This is a genomic window from Psychrobacter sp. NPDC064578 (assembly GCF_044901245.1).
GTDB lineage: Bacteria > Pseudomonadota > Gammaproteobacteria > Pseudomonadales > Moraxellaceae > Psychrobacter > Psychrobacter cibarius_C.
Genome location: NZ_JBJDPI010000007.1, coordinates 57790 through 76486 on the forward strand (window position 1 = coordinate 57790; position 18697 = coordinate 76486).

Here is an 18697-nt window from a genome sequence, read left to right on the forward strand (position 1 = left end):
TACTCTTTTAGGTAATTTTTTATGTCCGCATCTATGCCAGCTTATATGAGCGATCCCACTGATGAGCAGCTGAGCGCGCTTAACATGGCGATGGATCACAAGTCATTTAAAGTGGTGGCTTATGCGGGTGCTGGTAAGACGACGACCTTAAAACTGATTGGTGAGCGTTTGCGTGGACGCGGCTTATATTTAGCCTTTAACAAAACAATTGCCAATGATGCTCGCTCAAAGTTTCCACCGCATGTGGAATGTCGCACCTTTCATTCGCTTGCTTATCGGCATGTCGCCCGTGATGTCACTGCTAAGCTGTCGTTGCCGCGTTTTTCACCCAAGCGTTTGGGTGATGATTTGGGTTTGCAGCCCGTCCAAGTACGTCGGCAAATGGATGGTATAAACAAATATATTACCCTCACCCCAGCCCGACTATCGCGATTCGTCAGTGATGCTGTCAGCAATTTTTGTAGTACCCATGCCAGTTATCCTGCACCTAGACATATATTGTTTCCCAGCTGGCTCGATGATTCTGATGCCGAGCAGCTGCGCGAAATGCTCTATCCAGCCGTCGAGCAGCGTTGGCTACAGTCGATTGATGCGCGTCACCCCGCTGGTATCGGGCATGATATTTATCTGAAATTATGGGCGTTATCAAAGCCCAGTATTCCCGCTGATTTTATTTTGTTTGATGAAGCCCAAGATGCCGATCCATTGATGATGGGAATTTTGACACAGCAGCCACGGCAAGTGATTTATGTGGGTGACGCTCATCAGCAGATTTATGAATGGCGCGGCGCAGTCAATGCGATGAAAAAACTACCCTTACCACAAACCTTGTTAACGCAGTCATTTCGTTTTGGCGAACCGATTGCTGAGATTGCCAATACTTTGCTCAAAGCATTGCAAGAAGATGTCCCGTTAAAAGGCAATCCTAATAAGCAATCTTCTACTGATAAGGGTATGGTACATAGTAAAAAAGATGCCATCCTTTGTCGTACTAATGCCGCCGCAATGTCGCAATTATTAACTGGATTAAAGTTGGGACACCGCGTGGCGCTACAAGCCGATACCGATCGTATGCTTAAATTTTGTCAGGCAGCTGAAAATTTGAAGAATGGTAAATCGGCATATGGCGTACCCGAACTGGCATATTTTTATAATTGGGGCGATGTGCAAGAGTATTCTGAAACCAATGAAGGCAGTGATCTAAAAACACTGGTGAAACTCGTCGATGATCATGGCACCAATGTCCTGAGCCAAGCAGTCAATAGTCTCACCAGTATCGAAAATGCTGACTATGTTATCTCCACTGCCCATAAGGCGAAAGGGCTCGAATGGGGAAAGGTACAGTTGGACGATGACTTTTATTATGATGTGACGACCAATGCGGTCAAAATAAGCCCTGAAGAGTTGCGTTTGCTCTACGTCGCTTGCACACGTGCCCAGAGCAATTTGGACATCCATAATATTAAAGACTTGATATCTGGTTTGCAGACAGGCAAAAAAGTGATTTTTGGTAACACTTAATTTTTCTCAGTTAGTCACTCTCTGTATTTGCCACTCTAAACCTCTAGCCTACCTGTCTTTATGGCAATCCTTTAACAGCACCCTTGTAGCAGTGAACGACAAGCATGAATACTAATCAGCAACTTCAAATACGTCAAAATACCATCCGTCAGTTATTCGCCAATCCCGTCCGCCTCCTTGCACCAATGGAAGGCTTGACCGACCCATTAATGCGGCAAATCCTCACGCAAATTGCATCAGACTTGGGTCGCCCTTATGATTGGTCGGTTAGCGAATTTATCCGTGTGACTCAGCACGTATTGCCAGCGCATGTATTTTATAAATACGTTCCAGAATTGCGTCATGATGCCAAGACTGCCTCTGGCACGCCTATTCATGTCCAGTTGCTCGGTAGTGAAGCGCAACTCATGGCAGAAAATGCAGCTTATGCTGCCGCGCTTGGTGCACCAGCAATTGATATCAACTTTGGTTGCCCTGCCAAGACGGTCAATAGCCACCGTGGTGGTTCGGTATTATTGGATGAACCCGAAACCATGTATCAGATTATCAGCGCGGTGCGGCAAGCTGTTCCCGTTCATATTCCAGTATCAGCCAAAATTCGTTTAGGTTACACCGATACCAGTCGTATGGATGATATTAAAGCTGCGGTTAGCGACAGTGGTACTGATTGGCTGACCATTCATGCACGGACCAAAACCCAAGGCTATAAGCCACCAGCCTATTGGGACAAAATCCAGAGCTTTAACACGCTAGATATTCCAGTCATTGCCAACGGTGAAATATGGAATGCAGAACACGCGAAAAACTGTATGACTCAAGCTGGTACAGAGCATTTAATGTTGGGTCGCGGCGCGGTTACCCGTCCCGATTTGGTTGCTCGCGTGGATTGCGGTTCAGATGATGCCATGCTAAATGCAGCAACGTTGTCGTGGGAAGCGATGGTCACCCATCAGATAAGATTTTTGGAAGGCCAGGCTAAAACTGAAGTTATCTTGGTTGGTCGTTACAAGCAGTGGTTAGCAATGCTCATCAAAGGCTATAGCGAAGCAAAAGTTTTATGGGACAGTATTAAAAGAGAAAAAAATAAAGCAGCTATCATTAGTGCACTGCAAGCCAGTGTGCGCCAATAATAGCTGCTTTTATCTTAAAGGTAATCTGTCTAACGAATAAGATTAAATACTCACTCTAATCGCTAAATAGAATGACATCAAACAACAGGCAATCGATAACACCCAAAGTATGGAGCGAAACGTCGCCAAATTAGTAATATAAGCCACGCAAAAACCGATACGAATCAGCACGTACAACCAAGCCAGTATATTGATAATCGATTGTGGGACAAAGAACAGCATTGCCGTCAGTACTGCTGCCAAAAATATTGGCAACGTCTCATAGCTGTTTTGCTGGGCCGCGTTAGCACGTGCGGCCGCGCCCGTCGTACCTTGTAAAAAATCACGTGGATGGGCATTGTCAGCCAAATTAAAGCCGCCAATAGCTTTCGCTGTCAATGCCATGGCAAGCGGTAGTAAACTTGCTACGACCATCGCCCAAATGGCGGACGCTGCGGTATCAGAGACTAATTCCAGAAGTGCATTCATTAGTATACTTGCCCCTACCCTGCAATCACTTCGAAATCATGGGTGACGTTCACCCCACCTTGTACCAACATTCTACTGGCCGAGCAGTATTTTTCTGCTGACAGTTTTATGGCCTTCTCTACTTGGCTTTCTTTGACATCTTGTCCTGTCACCACAAAATGCATGTGAATGTCAGTATAGACAGCTGGTACAGTTTCAGCACGCTGAGCGGTCAGCTCACAACGTACGTCTGTCACCTCTTGGCGCGATTTTTGTAAAATTGCTACCACATCATAGCTAGCACACCCACCAAGCCCCAATAGAATCAGCTCCATCGGACTTGCGCCTTTTTCTTTATCGGCATCGATCTGTACATTATGCCCTGATGGTGACACGCCCATAAATGCTTTGTTTTCTTGCCACGTTACACTTGCTTTTGACTCTGACATCTTGACCATTCCTTATTTTAATTAGCTCGTTGCCCGATTTTTATTTTCTGGCAATATGTTTTACTTGGCTAGTGTAGCATAAGCCAATGGCACATTTTATCGAGCCCTTATCATCCAAAATCATTATTATTATAAATAGCTCACCTATTTGTCTTTTGCAGCCTTATTTTTAATTAAACCTTTTTACTAAAATTTTCTTAGCAGTGAATTAACATTCATACACCGCCTACTGTTTATTATTCAAACCTATCCTCTTATAGTTAGAATCTATCTTTGCAGTAAGATTCCCAAAAAAACATTACAAAAGTTTAATTATAACTGGTTGATTTTAAACAGTTAAGCTCGTGAAACATTTTATAGCAAAATACTGTTACACATTTTGCTTGTTTCTTGGTTTAATAACTGTAATGAATCTTATTTTGACCTAATATCGACAACCATCACCTTATAATAATTATGATTGCTGTCACGGTTCTAGCTCAAAATAAGCTATTTTAAATAAATTAAAAAGGTTTAATCATGATAGATGCAGACGGCTTTCGCGCCAATGTCGGCATCATCTTGGCAAATACACAAGGGCAGGTTCTGTGGGCAAAACGTATTGGTCACAACGCTTGGCAGTTCCCACAAGGCGGTATCGACCGTGGGGAGACGCCGATGGATGCGATGTATCGCGAGCTCTGGGAAGAGGTCGGCCTACACCCGCGTCATGTAGACTTATTGGCAGTGACGCAAGATTGGTTGCGTTATCGTCTGCCAAAACGCTATGTGCGGCATGGACAGCATCCTTTATGTATTGGGCAAAAACAGAAATGGTTTTTGCTACGCTTAGATGAGACGAACACTCAACATATCCGCTTTGATGAGGGCAAACCAGAATTTGATCATTGGCAATGGGTCAGTTACTGGTATCCACTTGGACAAGTGATTCATTTTAAACGAGGCGTTTATCGCCGTGCCTTGCAAGAGCTAGTGCCTGAGCTACCTCTAAGACAAGAGCTTATTATTCCTGAACAAGACAATCACTTGTTGATAGGATGAACTGACATTTTGATTAAAAGTAACACGTAATAGAAGAGCCTGTATCCTTTAGATGCAGGCTCTTCTATTATATAGCGATTATATCTTGCGGAATAATTATGGCTTGATAGCAATTTTTAGTACGCCGTCACGCTGATGCATGAACAAGTCATAGGCCTCTACAATATCATCCAAGGCATAGGTATGCGTCACCATCTCTGATAAATCCACTCGACCAGACTCGATGACATTCATCAATCGGCGCATACGCTCTTTACCTCCTGGGCAGAGAGCCGTTCTTATCGTATGATCGCCAAGACCAGAAGCGAAATGAGCCATTGGAATGACTAAATCTTCAGAATACACACCCAAGCTTGAGAGTGTACCGCCTGGTTTTAATATTTTGAGACATTGCTCAAACGTAGACTGTAAACCTAACGCCTCGATACTGCTATCCACCCCACGACCGCCAGTGATTTTCATGATCTCATCAACCACGTCAACTTCTGTGAAGTTTAGAGTAATATCTGCTCCCAGTTTTTTTGCCATGGCCAAACGGTCATTATTGCCATCGACAGCGATAATCATCGAGGCGCCTTTAATCCTTGCCCCGGCAGTAGCACATAAACCGATAGGGCCTTGTGCAAATATAGCAACCACATCACCAATCTGAATATTGGCGTTTTCTGCGCCTTTGAAGCCTGTCGACATAATGTCAGGGCACATCAACACTTGCTCATCCGTCAGTCCATCTGGCACTGGACATAGATTGGCCTGCGCATCTGGCACTAGCACATACTCTGCTTGCGTACCGTCAATGTGATTACCAAAACGCCAGCCGCCTGTGGCTTTATAACCGTGACAAGAACATCTACCATCTGCATCAAGATAACCACCGTCTTGTGAAGGGAAACCATCTTGACTGGCATAGGAGGTAAACGTTGGACAAATGGCGCCAGCAATGACTCGCTGCCCTTCTTCATAGCCCATGACTGCGCTACCAAGCTTTTCAATGATACCTACTGGCTCGTGACCAATGGTTAAGCCTTTTGCAACGGCATACTCACCTTTAAAGATATGGATATCAGTACCACAAATGGTCGTGGTCGTAATTTTTATCAAGGCATCATTAGGGCCTACATCAGGGATTTTTTTATCTACAATTTCAATTTTACCTGGTTCAATAAATATCAATGACTTCATCATGCTCATTTCACACTCCTTGTTTTATAATCATTTACTCAACTGGTATGAACTTTAGTGACATCTATATTTATCTTACGCCATATAAATAGTAATTTAAAGTGAAATCCATTCTTTAATAAAGGGATTGTTGATTCTCTATTGTTAGATATTAAAACTGTAGTATCAAACTTCTCATGGAAATTGTACGTGAGCCTTATTAAGAGTAGATTAAAAAGCTAATAGATTAAAAAGCTAATAGATTAAAAGCCTATAGGCTACTTATGACTATCATGCCGACATTCTTTATAATTATCATGCTGACACTCTCGGCTTACTAATCTAGCAATCTCATCCACTGCTGAATCTGCCAACTGAGAATGACATTTCAGGGTTAAAATGCTTTGGGTACGTGTCGCATAAGTGGGCAAATTATTTTGCGTATGATTAAAAGCGACAGGCTCTATATAAATAGAAGACAGAATCTGCTCAATCTCGACAGCCACTCCAGTCTCTGGCAGCTTATCCACTGGGGCTTGCGTATTGTCAGACAATACCGCAAAGGCAGCTTCTTGCCAGTACTCAGGTTCGCTATTCTCAGCGATTAGTGGCAATACTTCTTGGCGCAGCCTACCTCGCAGCTTTTCAGTTTTAAACCAGCTGTCCTCAGGCTGACCATTGGAAATGACATGCAGTCCTGCATATAGTGGCATAGGAGCATGACCACGATTATTGACAATAACGGCTTGTGTCATATCTCCAATAATGAGATTGAACCCAGCATAGTTTTGCAAACTAATCTGCCGTGCAAACTCCATCGGGCTGATATCACTGGTTAAGAAATCCGTGACTAGCGCCCCGCGTGAGCGCTCATCAGAGCTTGCCTGCACGCCATCGCGAAAATTTAATACCGCAGCCCAACGTCCGTTTTGCTGATAATATTCTTGAGGCACTTGATGACTGTATTGATGACTACCTTGATGACTACCTTGATGATTGGCTTGATGGGGCTGTTGATGAATACCCAGCCAAGTACCGCCACTTTGTACATCGCGTCCTGCAAAAACAGGCTTATCTTCCCATTGATGTAGCAGCTCTGTCGGACGCTGCAAAAACTCATCGCGATTGGACAATAACACCAAAGGCAGCTCATCAAACAGTTGCCAAGCAATGGCGACAATACACATAAGACTCCTAATTTTACTAAAAATATGCTTAGCAAACAGCCAAGCTTGATTTAAGTGTGGACTTAGTTCACTGACAAATTAGTTCACTGATAAGTTTTTGCTAGCAGGATAACTAATCTGAGAGGTCGACTGTATGACTTTCGATTGTTTACTTGGTAAATCGAACTCCCACGCAACCATACCTTTATTGTCATTCCAGTCACGCTCAGTCACTGGCGGTGTATGAGTGATGGTTACTTTAAGACTATCGTCGCGGCTAATCGGCTCACTGCCTAATACTTGTAAATGCATAGGTCGGTTGTGCTGATTGGTAAATTGATACGCTTGTGTTTTAGTCAAGGTTTGCGTGCGATTGAAAGCGCCTTTATCACCCTGCTTATCTTCATCAGCTATCTGCTTTACGATGGTATTAGGGTCAATACCAAAACCGATACCTTGCTCTTTGAGCGCTTGATAATTATAGCGCGCCTGCCCGACATAATTATCATCACGGTATAGCTGTAGCGAACCATCTACCCAAGCTGGTGTCAAAAACGGTGCGGATGCATACCAATAGCCAGCTGCCTCCACACTCGGCGTACTACGAATCCATAGCTTGCTACTGCCCGACTGCTCATCAATGACCGTCCGTACGCGCCTGCCATCGCTTGGAATACTAATACGCTGCGGCAAGCGGTATTCGGTAATGCCGTTTTTATTCTGACTGCTAACGGTAAAGCTTGGCAGCGGTGCCATGTTAGGTGTCGAGGCACCGCCATAGCTGTCTCTTGCAGATACCACAACAGGCATGTTTTCCGCCATAGGTGGTACAGATATAGTCCAATTTTCTCTATCTTCTTCATATAAAGAAAAACGCTCAACTCGTGGCAATTGGCTGGTCGTGTTTTGATTGGGGTTGACAGAGCTTAGCATCAAAGGGACATTGAGCCAGTTTTCTCCTGTCTGCTGGGCAATAACCGCAGAGGCAATGATATTTAATTGCTTGGTTTCAGTATTCAGCCGTGCTTGATATGTTGGCTCCCAACCCGCGCCGCGTACTTGATAGTGCAGTTTTACACTGCTTGGTACTCGACTGGCAGTACGTACACTCACTTGAGTCACACTATTTTGAGTGGAAGTCGCGCTGCCTGCCATTAGTTGGTCGAGCGCATCTTGCGCACGGGCTTGGCGCTGCTGAATTTCTAATATGCGTTTGTTAATACTGACCGCTTGTGTTTCCAGATCGCGCGCATTATTGGCAAGCGTGCCATCTGTACTGATTTGCGTGACCTTGGTTAGGTTTTGCAAGTAAGCTTTTGCTAAGTGTGCTGCTTCTAATTCAGCATTGATAACGGCTAAACTATCCTGCTGCGTCTGAACTCTGGCCTCACCTTGATACTGACACTGCGCTGCTTGCTCACCGCTTAAAGTCTCAATACTGACTTCACCAACATTGACGCCATTTGCTGCTTGCACGCTCAAGCTGTCTTTATCGATATAAGGGGACAGACAAGAAAAAACCAGCGTCTGCTCACCGCTACCATTGATTGGTAACGCGCGAGTTACGCTGGCTAAGCCCTGATAAATGGTCACTTGCTCAATACTACTGTTCACTGCCTGAGCAGGAGTCAAAGCTAAAGCCGCTAAGCTAAATAAACCCAGTTGCATCAACTGTTTTTTAGAAGGTAAAAATTTAGGTAATATTGCTACTTTTGATAACTTAGCTTGCATAATCATTCCTTAAAAATACGGTTAATCCATTAATACGGTGCATTAGCGCAAGCGCGCAGTATCTAACGCTTCATTAAATATAATGATGCAATATTTATGATGGCACTTATCTTCAGCAGCTTTTTTATATCTTAGCGGTTTTCTGGCTTTCTTTCTAGATGTTACCCGTAGCAGATAAGTTGTTACCATGAGATGAGCCTCACCGTAATTTGGTATGCCTCACTGGCTATTTTTGCTATTATGAGCAGCATTCTATTACCAAATTTATGATGCCTTTATGATGATACATCCTCAGTACGATCCTGTAGCGCTGTCTTTGGGTCCAGTAGAAGTGCACTGGTATGGCCTAATGTATTTGTTGGCATTTGCCGCCGCCTTTGGTCTGGCTTGGTATCGCAGCACCAAACGTGACAATTGGAACACTGACATGGTGTCCGACTTGGTATTTTTTGGCGCACTTGGCGTCATTTTGGGCGGTCGTGTCGGCTATGTATTGTTTTATCAATTCGGTGAATTTTTACAAAACCCCGCTTACCTTTTCAAAGTCTGGGAAGGCGGTATGTCTTTCCATGGCGGCATGATTGGTGTCTTACTGGGCATGTTATATTTTGCCCGTAAGTATAAAAAGACCCCGTTTCAGGTACTGGATTTTATCGTTCCTTGCGTGCCAACGGGCTTGTTATTTGGTCGTATTGGCAATTACATCAATGGCGAGCTATGGGGCCGCGTCTCTAACGGTGGCTATAACTGGCTTACCTACTTCCCGCAAGCGGCTGCTACTGATATGCAGCAATTGCAAACCAACCCTGAGCTGCAAGAGTTGATGCTTGAAGTAAATGGGCAGTATTTGCTACCTCGCCACCCCTCACAGCTGTATGAGGCACTTGCCGAAGGGTTATTATTATTCCTATTCCTATGGTGGTATTCATCAAAACCGCGCCCACGTATGGCAGCATCGGCAGTATTTTTATTGGGCTATGGCATCAGCCGCTTCATCATTGAGTTTTTCCGCCAACCCGATGCGGACCAAGGATTTGTATTACTAGGTTGGATGACCAAAGGGCAGATACTCAGCGCTCCCATGATTATTATTGGTTTCATTATGCTGGTATACGCTTACAAACGTGGTATCTATGACTGGGGTAAGCAGTCGGCTTATTAAGCACTAATTCACATCAAGTAGCCTGTTAAAAAACAATACAACTATGCGTTTTAATAGCGTAGAAGAGCAATTTTATGACCATGAGCAACTCCATTATTAGTAACAACAAGCAGAGTAAAAATGAGCAAGCCTATCTAGATTTGCTGCATCTTGTCCTGACTGAAGGCACTGAAAAAGGCGATCGTACTGGCACTGGTACGCTGAGCCACTTTGGCGCGCAGCTCCGTTTTAATTTAGCCGACGGTTTCCCATTATTAACCACTAAAAAAGTCCACTTTAAATCTATCGTCTATGAGCTATTTTGGTTTTTAAGTGGCAGCACCCATGTTGATTATCTACAAGCCAATGGCGTACGTATTTGGAATGAGTGGTCAACGGCTGAACAGACGGCACGCTTTAATCGCCCTGCTGGTGATTTAGGCCCTGTCTATGGTCATCAGTGGCGCAATTATGGCGCAAGCCAGCGTGAAGATGGGAGCTACAATAATGATGGTGTCGATCAAATCACCCAAGTCATTGAGCAAATAAAAACCAATCCCAATTCAAGACGTTTGATTGTGTCTGGTTGGAATCCCTGTGAAGCAGATCAAGTTGCGCTGCCGCCTTGTCATACGCTATTTCAGTTCTTTGTAGCGGATAATAAACTGTCATGCCAGCTCTATCAGCGTTCAGCAGATTTATTTTTAGGTGTGCCATTTAATATTGCCAGTTATGCCTTGCTGACCCATATGGTCGCGCAAGTATGCGGATTAGAAGTGGGCGAATTTATCTGGACGGGTGGCGATTGTCATATTTATCAAAACCACCGCGAGCAAGTTGAATTACAGTTGACACGTTCGCTATATACGCTGCCAACGCTGACGCTTAATCCTGATGTGAAAGATATCTTTGCTTTCAAATACGAAGACATTAGCGTTGATGGTTACGAGTCGCATCCTGCGATTAAGGCAAAGGTTGCGGTCTAGCCTTTGTCTGATTGAAAGTTTCAAACAAATACAGCAAATGAAAGTAGCATGTTAAAGACAATAAAAAGGATACGTTATGAGTTATGCCCACACCGAAGTTGCCCAAATCGCAGCTATCAGTAGCAACCGCTGTATCGGCAAAGATAATGAGCTACCGTGGCATATCTCAGTAGATTTGCAGCATTTTAAAAGCATGACGACCAAACAAAATGATGGTGCGATTCAAGGTATCGTCATTATGGGTCGTAAGACGTTTGAATCAATGGGCAGCAAGCCTTTGCCAAAACGCGTGAGCTTCATCATCAGCACCCAGCTAGATTATGCCGAACAAAAAGGTTTGGTCGGTAAAAGCAATGCTTACGTGGTGCATAATTTAGATGATGCATTAACGCAAGCAGCAAGTCTGGCACATGGTGCGCATCTTGATACGATTTGGGTGATTGGTGGCGAGCGCGTGTTTAGCGATGCGTTGATGTATACCGATCGCATTGAGCTGACTCACGTCGATACTGAAATCACTGATGGCGATGCATTTTATCCTGAATTGCCAAATGAGTTTGAAGTGGCCGAAGAATCTGAGCAAATGCACGATGAAAAAAGTGACTTAGACTTTAAATTTGTGACTTATAAAATAAAAGCAGACTAGGTCAGCTGGTTATGAAACTACTACCCTTTATCTTTACTGGCATATTACTATCGGGCTGTCAGAGTCTAGCGACAAGAGAGCCTGTTATTAAGCCTGCTGAAATATTGCGTCAACCTCAGTTCACAGTTCCACACAGAGCAGCTAGACGTTTGAAAGCTGGTGAGGAATATGAAGTTGTCCTGAGCATATTGATTGATAAATCCGGTCAAATTAGTTCCATTTCTGTTACTGAGTCATCAGGCGTCGTGTCATTAGACCTAAGAGCTCTGCGTGATGCTAGAAAAATGATATTCAAAGCCGGTACTAAGGATAATGAGTTTATTACAACAAAAGTTACTGTACCCATTACCTATGTAATACATTAGAAACTGTTTACCCTACTACTAAAAATTTAGACAGATAGACAGGTAGGTAGAATGTAAATGCCTACTCGTGCAATACTTTATAAACCGTTTTTGCAAGTACTGGCCCAATCCCTTGCACGCCTGCCAATTCTTGCTGCGATGCACCGAGCAATTGTTGCAATCCGCCAAAATGATTGAGTAAATCACGACGGCGCTTTTCACCCAGCCCCGGAATCACCTCTAATACTGACGATGAACGGCGCTTATCGCGCTTCTTACGGTGCGCCGTAATCGCAAAACGATGTGCCTCATCGCGAATATGCATCAGTAAATGCAGCGCCTTGCTATCCATCGGCAAATCAAGTGGCTCATGATCGATAAAATGCAGCACTTCAAGCCCTGCCTTACGTCCTTCACCTTTTGCCACGCTAATCAGTAAAGTATCACCAAGAATACCTAACTCGGTCAGCACTTCTTTAGCGATGCCAAGCTGCCCTTTACCACCATCAATCAGCAACAAATCAGGCAATGGCTGCTTTTTATAGCGCCGTGTCAGCACTTGCTTCATCGCCGCATAGTCATCACCACCGACAATGTCATGAATCGCATATTGGCGATAATCACGGCGACGCGAGCCACCTTGGTCAAAGACTACGCAGCTACCAATGGTCGCCTCGCCCATGGTATGGGAGATATCAAAACACTCTATGCGATCAATGGTTCTATCAGTGACGTCCGCTAAGACATCTTTTAAGGCACCAAAGCGCGCATGCAACTCTAAATAGTCGCCCAGCTTGGTTTTTAGCGCGTTATTGGTATTGAGTTTGGCTAAATCTAACCATTCAGCACGGTGTTCACGGACGCTAGTTTTTATAACGACTTTACTGCCAAAATGGCTCGCCAGTGCTTCACTAACCGCCACCTGATCCGGTAATTCATGACTCAACATGATTTCTGCGGGCAAGTCATCCGTCACCTGAAAATAAAATGAGGTAATAAATGCTGATAAATTATCAGCAAGAGGCTCGCTACTATCAACGTCAGGGAAGTAATTCTTACCGCCCAACACACGACCGCCACGTACGGTCAAGACGTTGACACAAGTCATGCCTGCTTGACTGGCAATAGCAATCACATCCGCCTCGCCTTGCACAGTATAAACAGCTTGCTTAGCTTGTACTTCACGCAGCATAGACAGCTGATCGCGATAAAACACGGCCTTTTCAAAATCTAATTCTTCAGCAGAAGCTTCCATTTTCTCAATCAAAGCGCTATGAATATCGCTAGAGTCGCCTTTTAGGAAACGAATGGTATTATTGACGTCTTCTGCATATTCTTCGGCCGATACCAAGCCCACACAGGGCGCACGGCAACGCTTAATCTGATACTCAAGACAAGGACGCTTACGTTGCTTAAAAAAGGTATTGGTACATTGGCGCATTTGAAACATTTTCTGCATCAGCACCAGTGTCTCTTTGGCGGCATGAGCAGAGGGGAAAGGACCGAAAAAGCGACCTTTTTGGTGATTGCCTTTACCGCGACCATAAGCCAATCGCGGGTAAGGCTTATCCGCTGAAATAAATACATAAAGATAAGATTTGTCATCACGCAATAGCACGTTATAAGGCGGACGATATTCTTTAATCAAGTTTTGCTCGAGCAATAACGCTTCGGTCTCACTACGGGTAATAATGGTTTCAATATTATGTATCCGTGCCACTAGCGCCCGTGTTTTTGGATGGTCAATGGTTTTAGCAAAGTAGCTATTCACACGGCTCTTGAGTGATTTAGCTTTGCCAACGTATAAGATATCACCGTTTTTTCCCAGCATCTTATAGACCCCTGGCAAATTTGGCAGGCGCTGAATTAAATGCTTAAGACGGGCTTTTTTATCATCGATAGGACTCGATTCTGAGACATTAACCATAGAATTCATTGCTCTTAAAAGTCTTATAATACTGCTAGTTATGGGGCGAGAGTCATTGTTTTACAAGCCAATTATTATCATAGCATCACCCATAAAAAAGCCAGCTTTCGCTGACTTAGTTTGTTCTATTATCGTTTATTCAGCATACTACTAATGACGGAAGTTAGCCATCAATGCCGGAATACCCGGCAGCATACCAACGATAGCCATTACGCCTGTCAGTACCACAAACATAATACCCGGTATGATCCAGCGGCTCATTTTAGTCAAATTGGCGCTACGTTCTTTCGAGCCAATCAAGCCCAAGTTATCGAGCAACAACGTGAGTGACCAACCAAAGGCAGGATTTACCAGTGCTGAAGCAAACACCACAATCGCAGCAGACTGAGTGGTTTTTCCTTCGCGCGTCATTTCCATACCAGCTTCAAGCAGTGGAATGAAAACACCAACGATCAATGCCACACACATCACTGGCTGCCAAATAGCCAAATCCATTGGATAGCCCCAAACCCCTGCGATAATGCAGAACAATGCTGTCAATAAGGCACCGGCAGGAATCGGACGTTTGGCAATCGCTGCTGGGACAATATAGGTGCCCCACGATGACGCAAAGTTAGCACCGCCCAATACAGAGCCGACGACCTGACGAAACGAAGCGCTGGTCATTGTGTCATCGATATCCATGAGTACCTTTTCAGTACGTTTAGGATAGCTAATTTTTTGGAAAACCTGATGACCTAAAAAATCTGGTGACCACATCGCAACTGCCAAAATAGCAAATGGCAGTACGACAATAAAGCTTTCAACCGTAGGTAATCCTAGCATCCAACCGGTATTTTCACCCCACCAATACATTGGATTCATGTTTGGTAAGCCTGGTGCAGTTTTGAACTCAAAGGGTGCACCCAATGCAAATGCAAGTCCGCCACCTAGTACACAGCTTAGCGGAACCGCAAGCCAGCGTTTTTGCCAATGCTCAAGTAATGCATATAACAGGATAGTAGCCAAAATAATGAAGAAGGCAATATGCGACATGCCAATACCTTCTGCCCATGCAAAGAGGTTTTTGACCTGTGAGGTGGTACCGATAAACCCTAAGTAAATCAAGAGGCCACCGCACACCCCTTTACTGGTCAAATTAGCAAGCAGACTGCCCCCTTTACTGATTGCCAATAGCAAGCCGAAAGCACCGATGAGCAGACCAAAGGCCATGGGATGGCCGCCAGCGGCCACGACAATAGGAATAAGCGGAATAAGGGGGCCGTGAGTACCTGCAAGGTTGGCTGTCGGGAGTAGAAATCCTGAAAATAAGATAATAAAAAATGAAACGATTAATAGCTCATAACGAACGTTTTCTAAAACAAACGCATCGCCCAAACCAAGTGGACCTGCAAATGTTGCCGCAATAGCACCCACCATAACCACTTTACCAATCGTCGCCGCCATTGCAGGAATAGTATCTTCATACTCAAAGCGATAATCACGAAACGGCAAATTGGGACGCCAACGTTTTGGCTGCATGATTTGTAGTTCATGATTTAGATAAGCGTCACGACTGTCAAAGCTTGCGCTTGGTTTGTGTAAATCAAGGTAGCTACCTGATGGCTCGCTGTCGTAATTAGATGGATTTGATGACTGCTGATTAGACCCTGAAGAAGGGATCTGAGTGTTACTCATCACATTTCCTTATGTCGACTGAGGCTTTATTTAACTGATAATTTGATAGTGAAATTTAATGTGACTAAAGCGTCCATTAAAAATTGCAAGCCATTGTATGACATGAGAACTCGAAATGCGAACTTAGAATCACTCAAAAAGTCCATACACTATTATAATATATAAATTAAAGTTTCCATTTGATGAAAAATTGAACTTAATAGAAAACCATGAGGAAAAAATACACTTAATATAGGCTTTAAATTAGAATAAATGACCTTTTTTTTAATAATTATCTGTATCTAGATATTTGTCATCACATAACTAAATATCAAAGATAGTTATAATAAATAGTTTATTATAACTTTTAAGTAACTATAGAAAATCCATGTCAGTTACGCTTTAAGCCTAGCGGTTTTGATATTTTTTACTTATGATAAATTCCCTTTCGTGACTGCTCTTTGATAGAAGTACACTAAAAAATTTGATTCAAACGGTATCACTAAAAAATATAAAAGAAGCAATAGGACGAATTTATGAGTTTGCTACCTACCAATTTTGAGACGCTAAAACGCAGAGCCAAACAAAGTATCATGCCGTTATTGACACCCCACCTACTGAAGCTGCGTATCAACACTTATGCACCATACGTAGGCGCTGGTATCAGAATCGATCACCTCAATCTCGATCAAGGTTTGTGTGTGGTAAGTATGGGGCTGAATACGCTGAACAAAAACATCGTGGGCACTCAGTTTGGCGGCAGTCTGTATTCGATGGTGGACCCATTCTATATGATAATGCTGATGCACCAGCTGGGCAGCAGTTACGTGGTCTGGGACAAAAGCTCACATATTGAGTTTATTGCCCCTGGTAATAGCAAAGTCACTGCGCGCCTAAAAATTCCTAGCAATGAAATCACCACGATTCAGGAATTAGCAAAAGAAGGCGAGCCAGTATTTCGGGAATACCAAGCAGATATCGTCGATGATCAACAAAAAATTATCGCTACCGTCACTAAAATGCTCTATATACGCTTGCGTAAGTACAGCAAATCTAAAGACCAAAATAGCCGTATCGAAAATCTCGATGGTTAGAGGCTTAAAGGCAATTTTTAAAACGTTTCTCTAGATTTGTGATTTAAAGCATATTAATTAAAGCGCATTAATTAAAACGACAGAAACAAAAACCCCAATCTGGCATACGCACAGATTGGGGTTTTGTCTTTTTTGGTACTACCCGCTTATTTATATGATAAACCTATGAATAAGGGCTTGTATCTGGTTTTTCGCTATTGCCGAATCGCATAATAGACAGTTCAGCAATAAAGCGATATTAAGCACAATGCTTAAAAGCAGATACTGGATATAATCTAAGCGTTAGCTTTTGGCTTAACAGCTTTAGGTGCACGCGGAGCAAGCTTCTCGCGGATACGTGCTGATTTACCAGAGCGCTCACGTAAGTAGTATAGTTTCGCACGGCGAACAGCGCCACGGCGTTTCACTTCGATGCTATCGATGATTGGTGAATGCAATTGGAATGCACGCTCAACGCCAACACCGCTTGAGATTTTACGTACGGTAAACGCTGAGTTTAAACCGCGGTTACGTTTAGCAATTACAACGCCTTCAAAAGCCTGTAAACGCTCACGCTCACCTTCACGTACTTTTACTTGAACCACAACGGTATCGCCGGGTGCAAAGCTTGGGCGCTCAATCAATTGAGCATTTTCGATGACCTGAACCAATGGATGCTTGTTGCTCATGAGAGTTATCTCCTCACATTAGATAATAGAGGCTTGACGCATATCACCTGTTTGTAATAATGGATCGTATCTTTTTAATGAGACACAACGTAAGTGGGTTATGACAAACGGCCATTATGCTATGACTCGTTTTGTTGTTGCTCAAAATTCTGTTGCTTAACTGTTTATCTTTTTAGCCGCTATCAACGCTGTTTTTTATCTGCTTTTGCCAATGCTTTTAGCCACTTTGCTTGCTCTACCGTTGGCGTAAACGCTTGCCATAAGTCTGGACGACGCGCTTGCGTACGTTCGACTTGCTGACTAAAGCGCCACTTCGCGATATTGGCATGGTGACCTGAAAGTAACACTTCAGGCACTGCCATACCCGCAAACTCATGCGGCTTAGTATAATGTGGACAATCAAGCAAGCCATCGACGAACGAGTCTTGCTCAGCTGACTTATCATCACCCATAATATCAGGCAGACGACGTATCACACTATCCATTAGCACCATTGCTGGTAGCTCACCACCGGTAAGTACGTAATCACCAAGCGATATTTCCATATCAACATATTGCGACAGTAGGCGCTCATCAATACCTTCGTAACGACCACATAATATAATCATGCCGTCATACTCAGTCATATCGACCACACTACTCTCACTCAGCGTCTGTCCTTGTGGCGACATATAAATCACCGGACAGTGCGCTTTGTCGACACGGCAGCCGTGTTGAATCGCTCGTAGGCGCGCATCCTCAATCGCTTGGGATAATGGCTCAGCCATCATCACCATGCCAGGACCGCCACCATACGGACGTTCATCAATACGGCGATAATTATCACTGGTAAAATCACGCGGATTAATGCATTCAATCGTCACTTGTTTCTGAGTGACTGCTCGACCCGTGATTCCAAACTCACGAATCGTGGCAAACATCTCAGGGAAAATACTAATAACGGCAAAATACATTAGGTATCTACTTGCGCAGTGGCTAATATTGGCTAAATAAATCGGTGTTATTACTGATAAAGCTTAACCGCAAAGTTAAAACTATTATCAATAATCACTCGGCCATGCCACCAGCACTGTTTTTTCAGTCAGACTGACCTGTACTACAGTTTGCTTGTGCCATGGAATCAGGCGCTCATCGGCATCTAAGCTGTCTGAGTTTGCCGCAACTCGCATAATAGCGTGAGCGCCAGTCTCAAACATCTCAGTAATGTCGCCTAGATACTCATCCTGCTCATTTACAACGCGCAGGCTGACCAAATCCGACCAGTAATATTCATCTTCAGCGGGTTCTGGCAAGATGTCTTGCTCGACCCAAAGAGTTACCCCGTTCATAGTCTCAGCAACATTGCGATCAGGAATCTGCTCAAACTGAGCCACAATTCCTGTGCCTTGCTCACGCCAAGCCTTAACGGTTAAAGGTTTCATGCCGGTAGCGGTTTTCATCCACCAAGGTTTAATGTCAAATATCGCCGTACGATCATCTGTCTCACTAAATACCCAAAGCCAACCTTTGATGCCATAAGGCTTTTTGAGCTGACCAATTTTCATAAGGGCACTAGCGTTTGGAGCAGAGGACATAACGGCTAACCTAAC

General features: G+C 43.9%; 18 protein-coding genes. 8 read left to right on the forward strand and 10 right to left on the reverse strand.

Annotated features, from left to right (window positions below; translation table 11 throughout):
• Nucleotides 1–21 precede the first annotated feature (21 nt).
• Nucleotides 22–1521, forward strand: coding sequence for a UvrD-helicase domain-containing protein (locus ACI2JM_RS09535; protein WP_404643800.1), 1500 nt, complete (start codon nt 22–24; stop codon nt 1519–1521).
• A 104-nt stretch (nt 1522–1625) separates the two neighbouring features.
• Entirely contained in the window at nt 1626–2651 is a 1026-nt protein-coding gene (locus tag ACI2JM_RS09540; protein WP_404643802.1) for a tRNA dihydrouridine synthase, read from the forward strand.
• 42 nt (nt 2652–2693) lie between these two features.
• Here the strand turns inward: ACI2JM_RS09540 and ACI2JM_RS09545 are convergent, their stop codons facing one another.
• Together ACI2JM_RS09545 and ACI2JM_RS09550 are read right to left on the reverse strand one after the other, a co-directional pair.
• Nucleotides 2694–3119: an MAPEG family protein gene (locus ACI2JM_RS09545; RefSeq protein ID WP_404643804.1), complete on the reverse strand. Its 426-nt coding sequence runs from the start codon at nt 3117–3119 to the stop codon at nt 2694–2696.
• 14 nt (nt 3120–3133) lie between these two features.
• Nucleotides 3134–3547 carry an OsmC family protein gene (locus ACI2JM_RS09550; RefSeq protein ID WP_055125345.1) on the reverse strand — a complete coding sequence of 138 codons (414 nt, stop codon included), beginning with the start codon at nt 3545–3547 and terminating at the stop codon, nt 3134–3136.
• A gap of 519 nt (nt 3548–4066) precedes the next feature.
• On the opposite strand from ACI2JM_RS09550, the gene ACI2JM_RS09555 reads away from it, so the two are divergent.
• Nucleotides 4067–4588: an RNA pyrophosphohydrolase gene (locus tag ACI2JM_RS09555; protein ID WP_045452438.1), complete on the forward strand. Its 522-nt coding sequence runs from the start codon at nt 4067–4069 to the stop codon at nt 4586–4588.
• A 96-nt stretch (nt 4589–4684) separates the two neighbouring features.
• On the opposite strand, the gene ACI2JM_RS09560 is transcribed toward ACI2JM_RS09555, so the two are convergent.
• From ACI2JM_RS09560 to ACI2JM_RS09570, 3 genes are all read right to left on the reverse strand, one after another.
• On the reverse strand, nt 4685–5779 hold the full coding sequence (locus tag ACI2JM_RS09560; protein WP_198330006.1) for an NAD(P)-dependent alcohol dehydrogenase: 1095 nt from the start codon (nt 5777–5779) through the stop codon (nt 4685–4687).
• 248 nt (nt 5780–6027) lie between these two features.
• The gene (locus tag ACI2JM_RS09565) at nt 6028–6936 is read right to left on the reverse strand and encodes an NRDE family protein (RefSeq protein ID WP_404643807.1); all 909 of its coding nucleotides are present in this window, start codon (nt 6934–6936) and stop codon (nt 6028–6030) included.
• Between the two features lie 78 nt (nt 6937–7014).
• Nucleotides 7015–8646, reverse strand: coding sequence for a DUF4139 domain-containing protein (locus ACI2JM_RS09570; RefSeq protein ID WP_404643809.1), 1632 nt, complete (start codon nt 8644–8646; stop codon nt 7015–7017).
• 277 nt (nt 8647–8923) lie between these two features.
• On the opposite strand from ACI2JM_RS09570, the gene lgt reads away from it, so the two are divergent.
• From lgt to ACI2JM_RS09590, 4 genes are all read left to right on the forward strand, one after another.
• Nucleotides 8924–9808: a prolipoprotein diacylglyceryl transferase gene (gene lgt, locus ACI2JM_RS09575; protein WP_087813630.1), complete on the forward strand. Its 885-nt coding sequence runs from the start codon at nt 8924–8926 to the stop codon at nt 9806–9808.
• 74 nt (nt 9809–9882) lie between these two features.
• Nucleotides 9883–10773 carry a thymidylate synthase gene (locus tag ACI2JM_RS09580; protein WP_404643811.1) on the forward strand — a complete coding sequence of 297 codons (891 nt, stop codon included), beginning with the start codon at nt 9883–9885 and terminating at the stop codon, nt 10771–10773.
• A gap of 76 nt (nt 10774–10849) precedes the next feature.
• Nucleotides 10850–11419, forward strand: a complete 570-nt coding sequence (locus ACI2JM_RS09585) for a dihydrofolate reductase (protein WP_404643813.1) — start codon at nt 10850–10852, stop codon at nt 11417–11419.
• An 11-nt stretch (nt 11420–11430) separates the two neighbouring features.
• On the forward strand, nt 11431–11784 hold the full coding sequence (locus ACI2JM_RS09590) for an energy transducer TonB (RefSeq protein ID WP_045452434.1): 354 nt from the start codon (nt 11431–11433) through the stop codon (nt 11782–11784).
• Nucleotides 11785–11845: 61 nt separating this feature from the next.
• On the opposite strand, the gene uvrC is transcribed toward ACI2JM_RS09590, so the two are convergent.
• Together uvrC and ACI2JM_RS09600 are read right to left on the reverse strand one after the other, a co-directional pair.
• Nucleotides 11846–13690, reverse strand: a complete 1845-nt coding sequence (gene uvrC, locus ACI2JM_RS09595) for an excinuclease ABC subunit UvrC (protein WP_198330011.1) — start codon at nt 13688–13690, stop codon at nt 11846–11848.
• A 150-nt stretch (nt 13691–13840) separates the two neighbouring features.
• Complete coding sequence (locus ACI2JM_RS09600; RefSeq protein WP_045452432.1) at nt 13841–15367, reverse strand: DUF3360 family protein; 1527 nt, start codon at nt 15365–15367, stop codon at nt 13841–13843.
• Between the two features lie 515 nt (nt 15368–15882).
• Between ACI2JM_RS09600 and ACI2JM_RS09605 the strand changes: the two genes are divergently transcribed.
• Nucleotides 15883–16440 carry a DUF4442 domain-containing protein gene (locus tag ACI2JM_RS09605; RefSeq protein ID WP_404643815.1) on the forward strand — a complete coding sequence of 186 codons (558 nt, stop codon included), beginning with the start codon at nt 15883–15885 and terminating at the stop codon, nt 16438–16440.
• Nucleotides 16441–16715: 275 nt separating this feature from the next.
• Here the strand turns inward: ACI2JM_RS09605 and rplS are convergent, their stop codons facing one another.
• The 3 genes from rplS to rimM form a co-directional block, all read right to left on the reverse strand.
• Complete coding sequence (rplS, locus tag ACI2JM_RS09610; protein WP_045445905.1) at nt 16716–17108, reverse strand: 50S ribosomal protein L19; 393 nt, start codon at nt 17106–17108, stop codon at nt 16716–16718.
• 182 nt (nt 17109–17290) lie between these two features.
• Entirely contained in the window at nt 17291–18061 is a 771-nt protein-coding gene (gene trmD / locus ACI2JM_RS09615; RefSeq protein WP_193008853.1) for a tRNA (guanosine(37)-N1)-methyltransferase TrmD, read from the reverse strand.
• An 87-nt stretch (nt 18062–18148) separates the two neighbouring features.
• On the reverse strand, nt 18149–18682 hold the full coding sequence (gene rimM, locus ACI2JM_RS09620; protein ID WP_045445903.1) for a ribosome maturation factor RimM: 534 nt from the start codon (nt 18680–18682) through the stop codon (nt 18149–18151).
• Between the last annotated feature and the right edge of the window lie 15 nt (nt 18683–18697).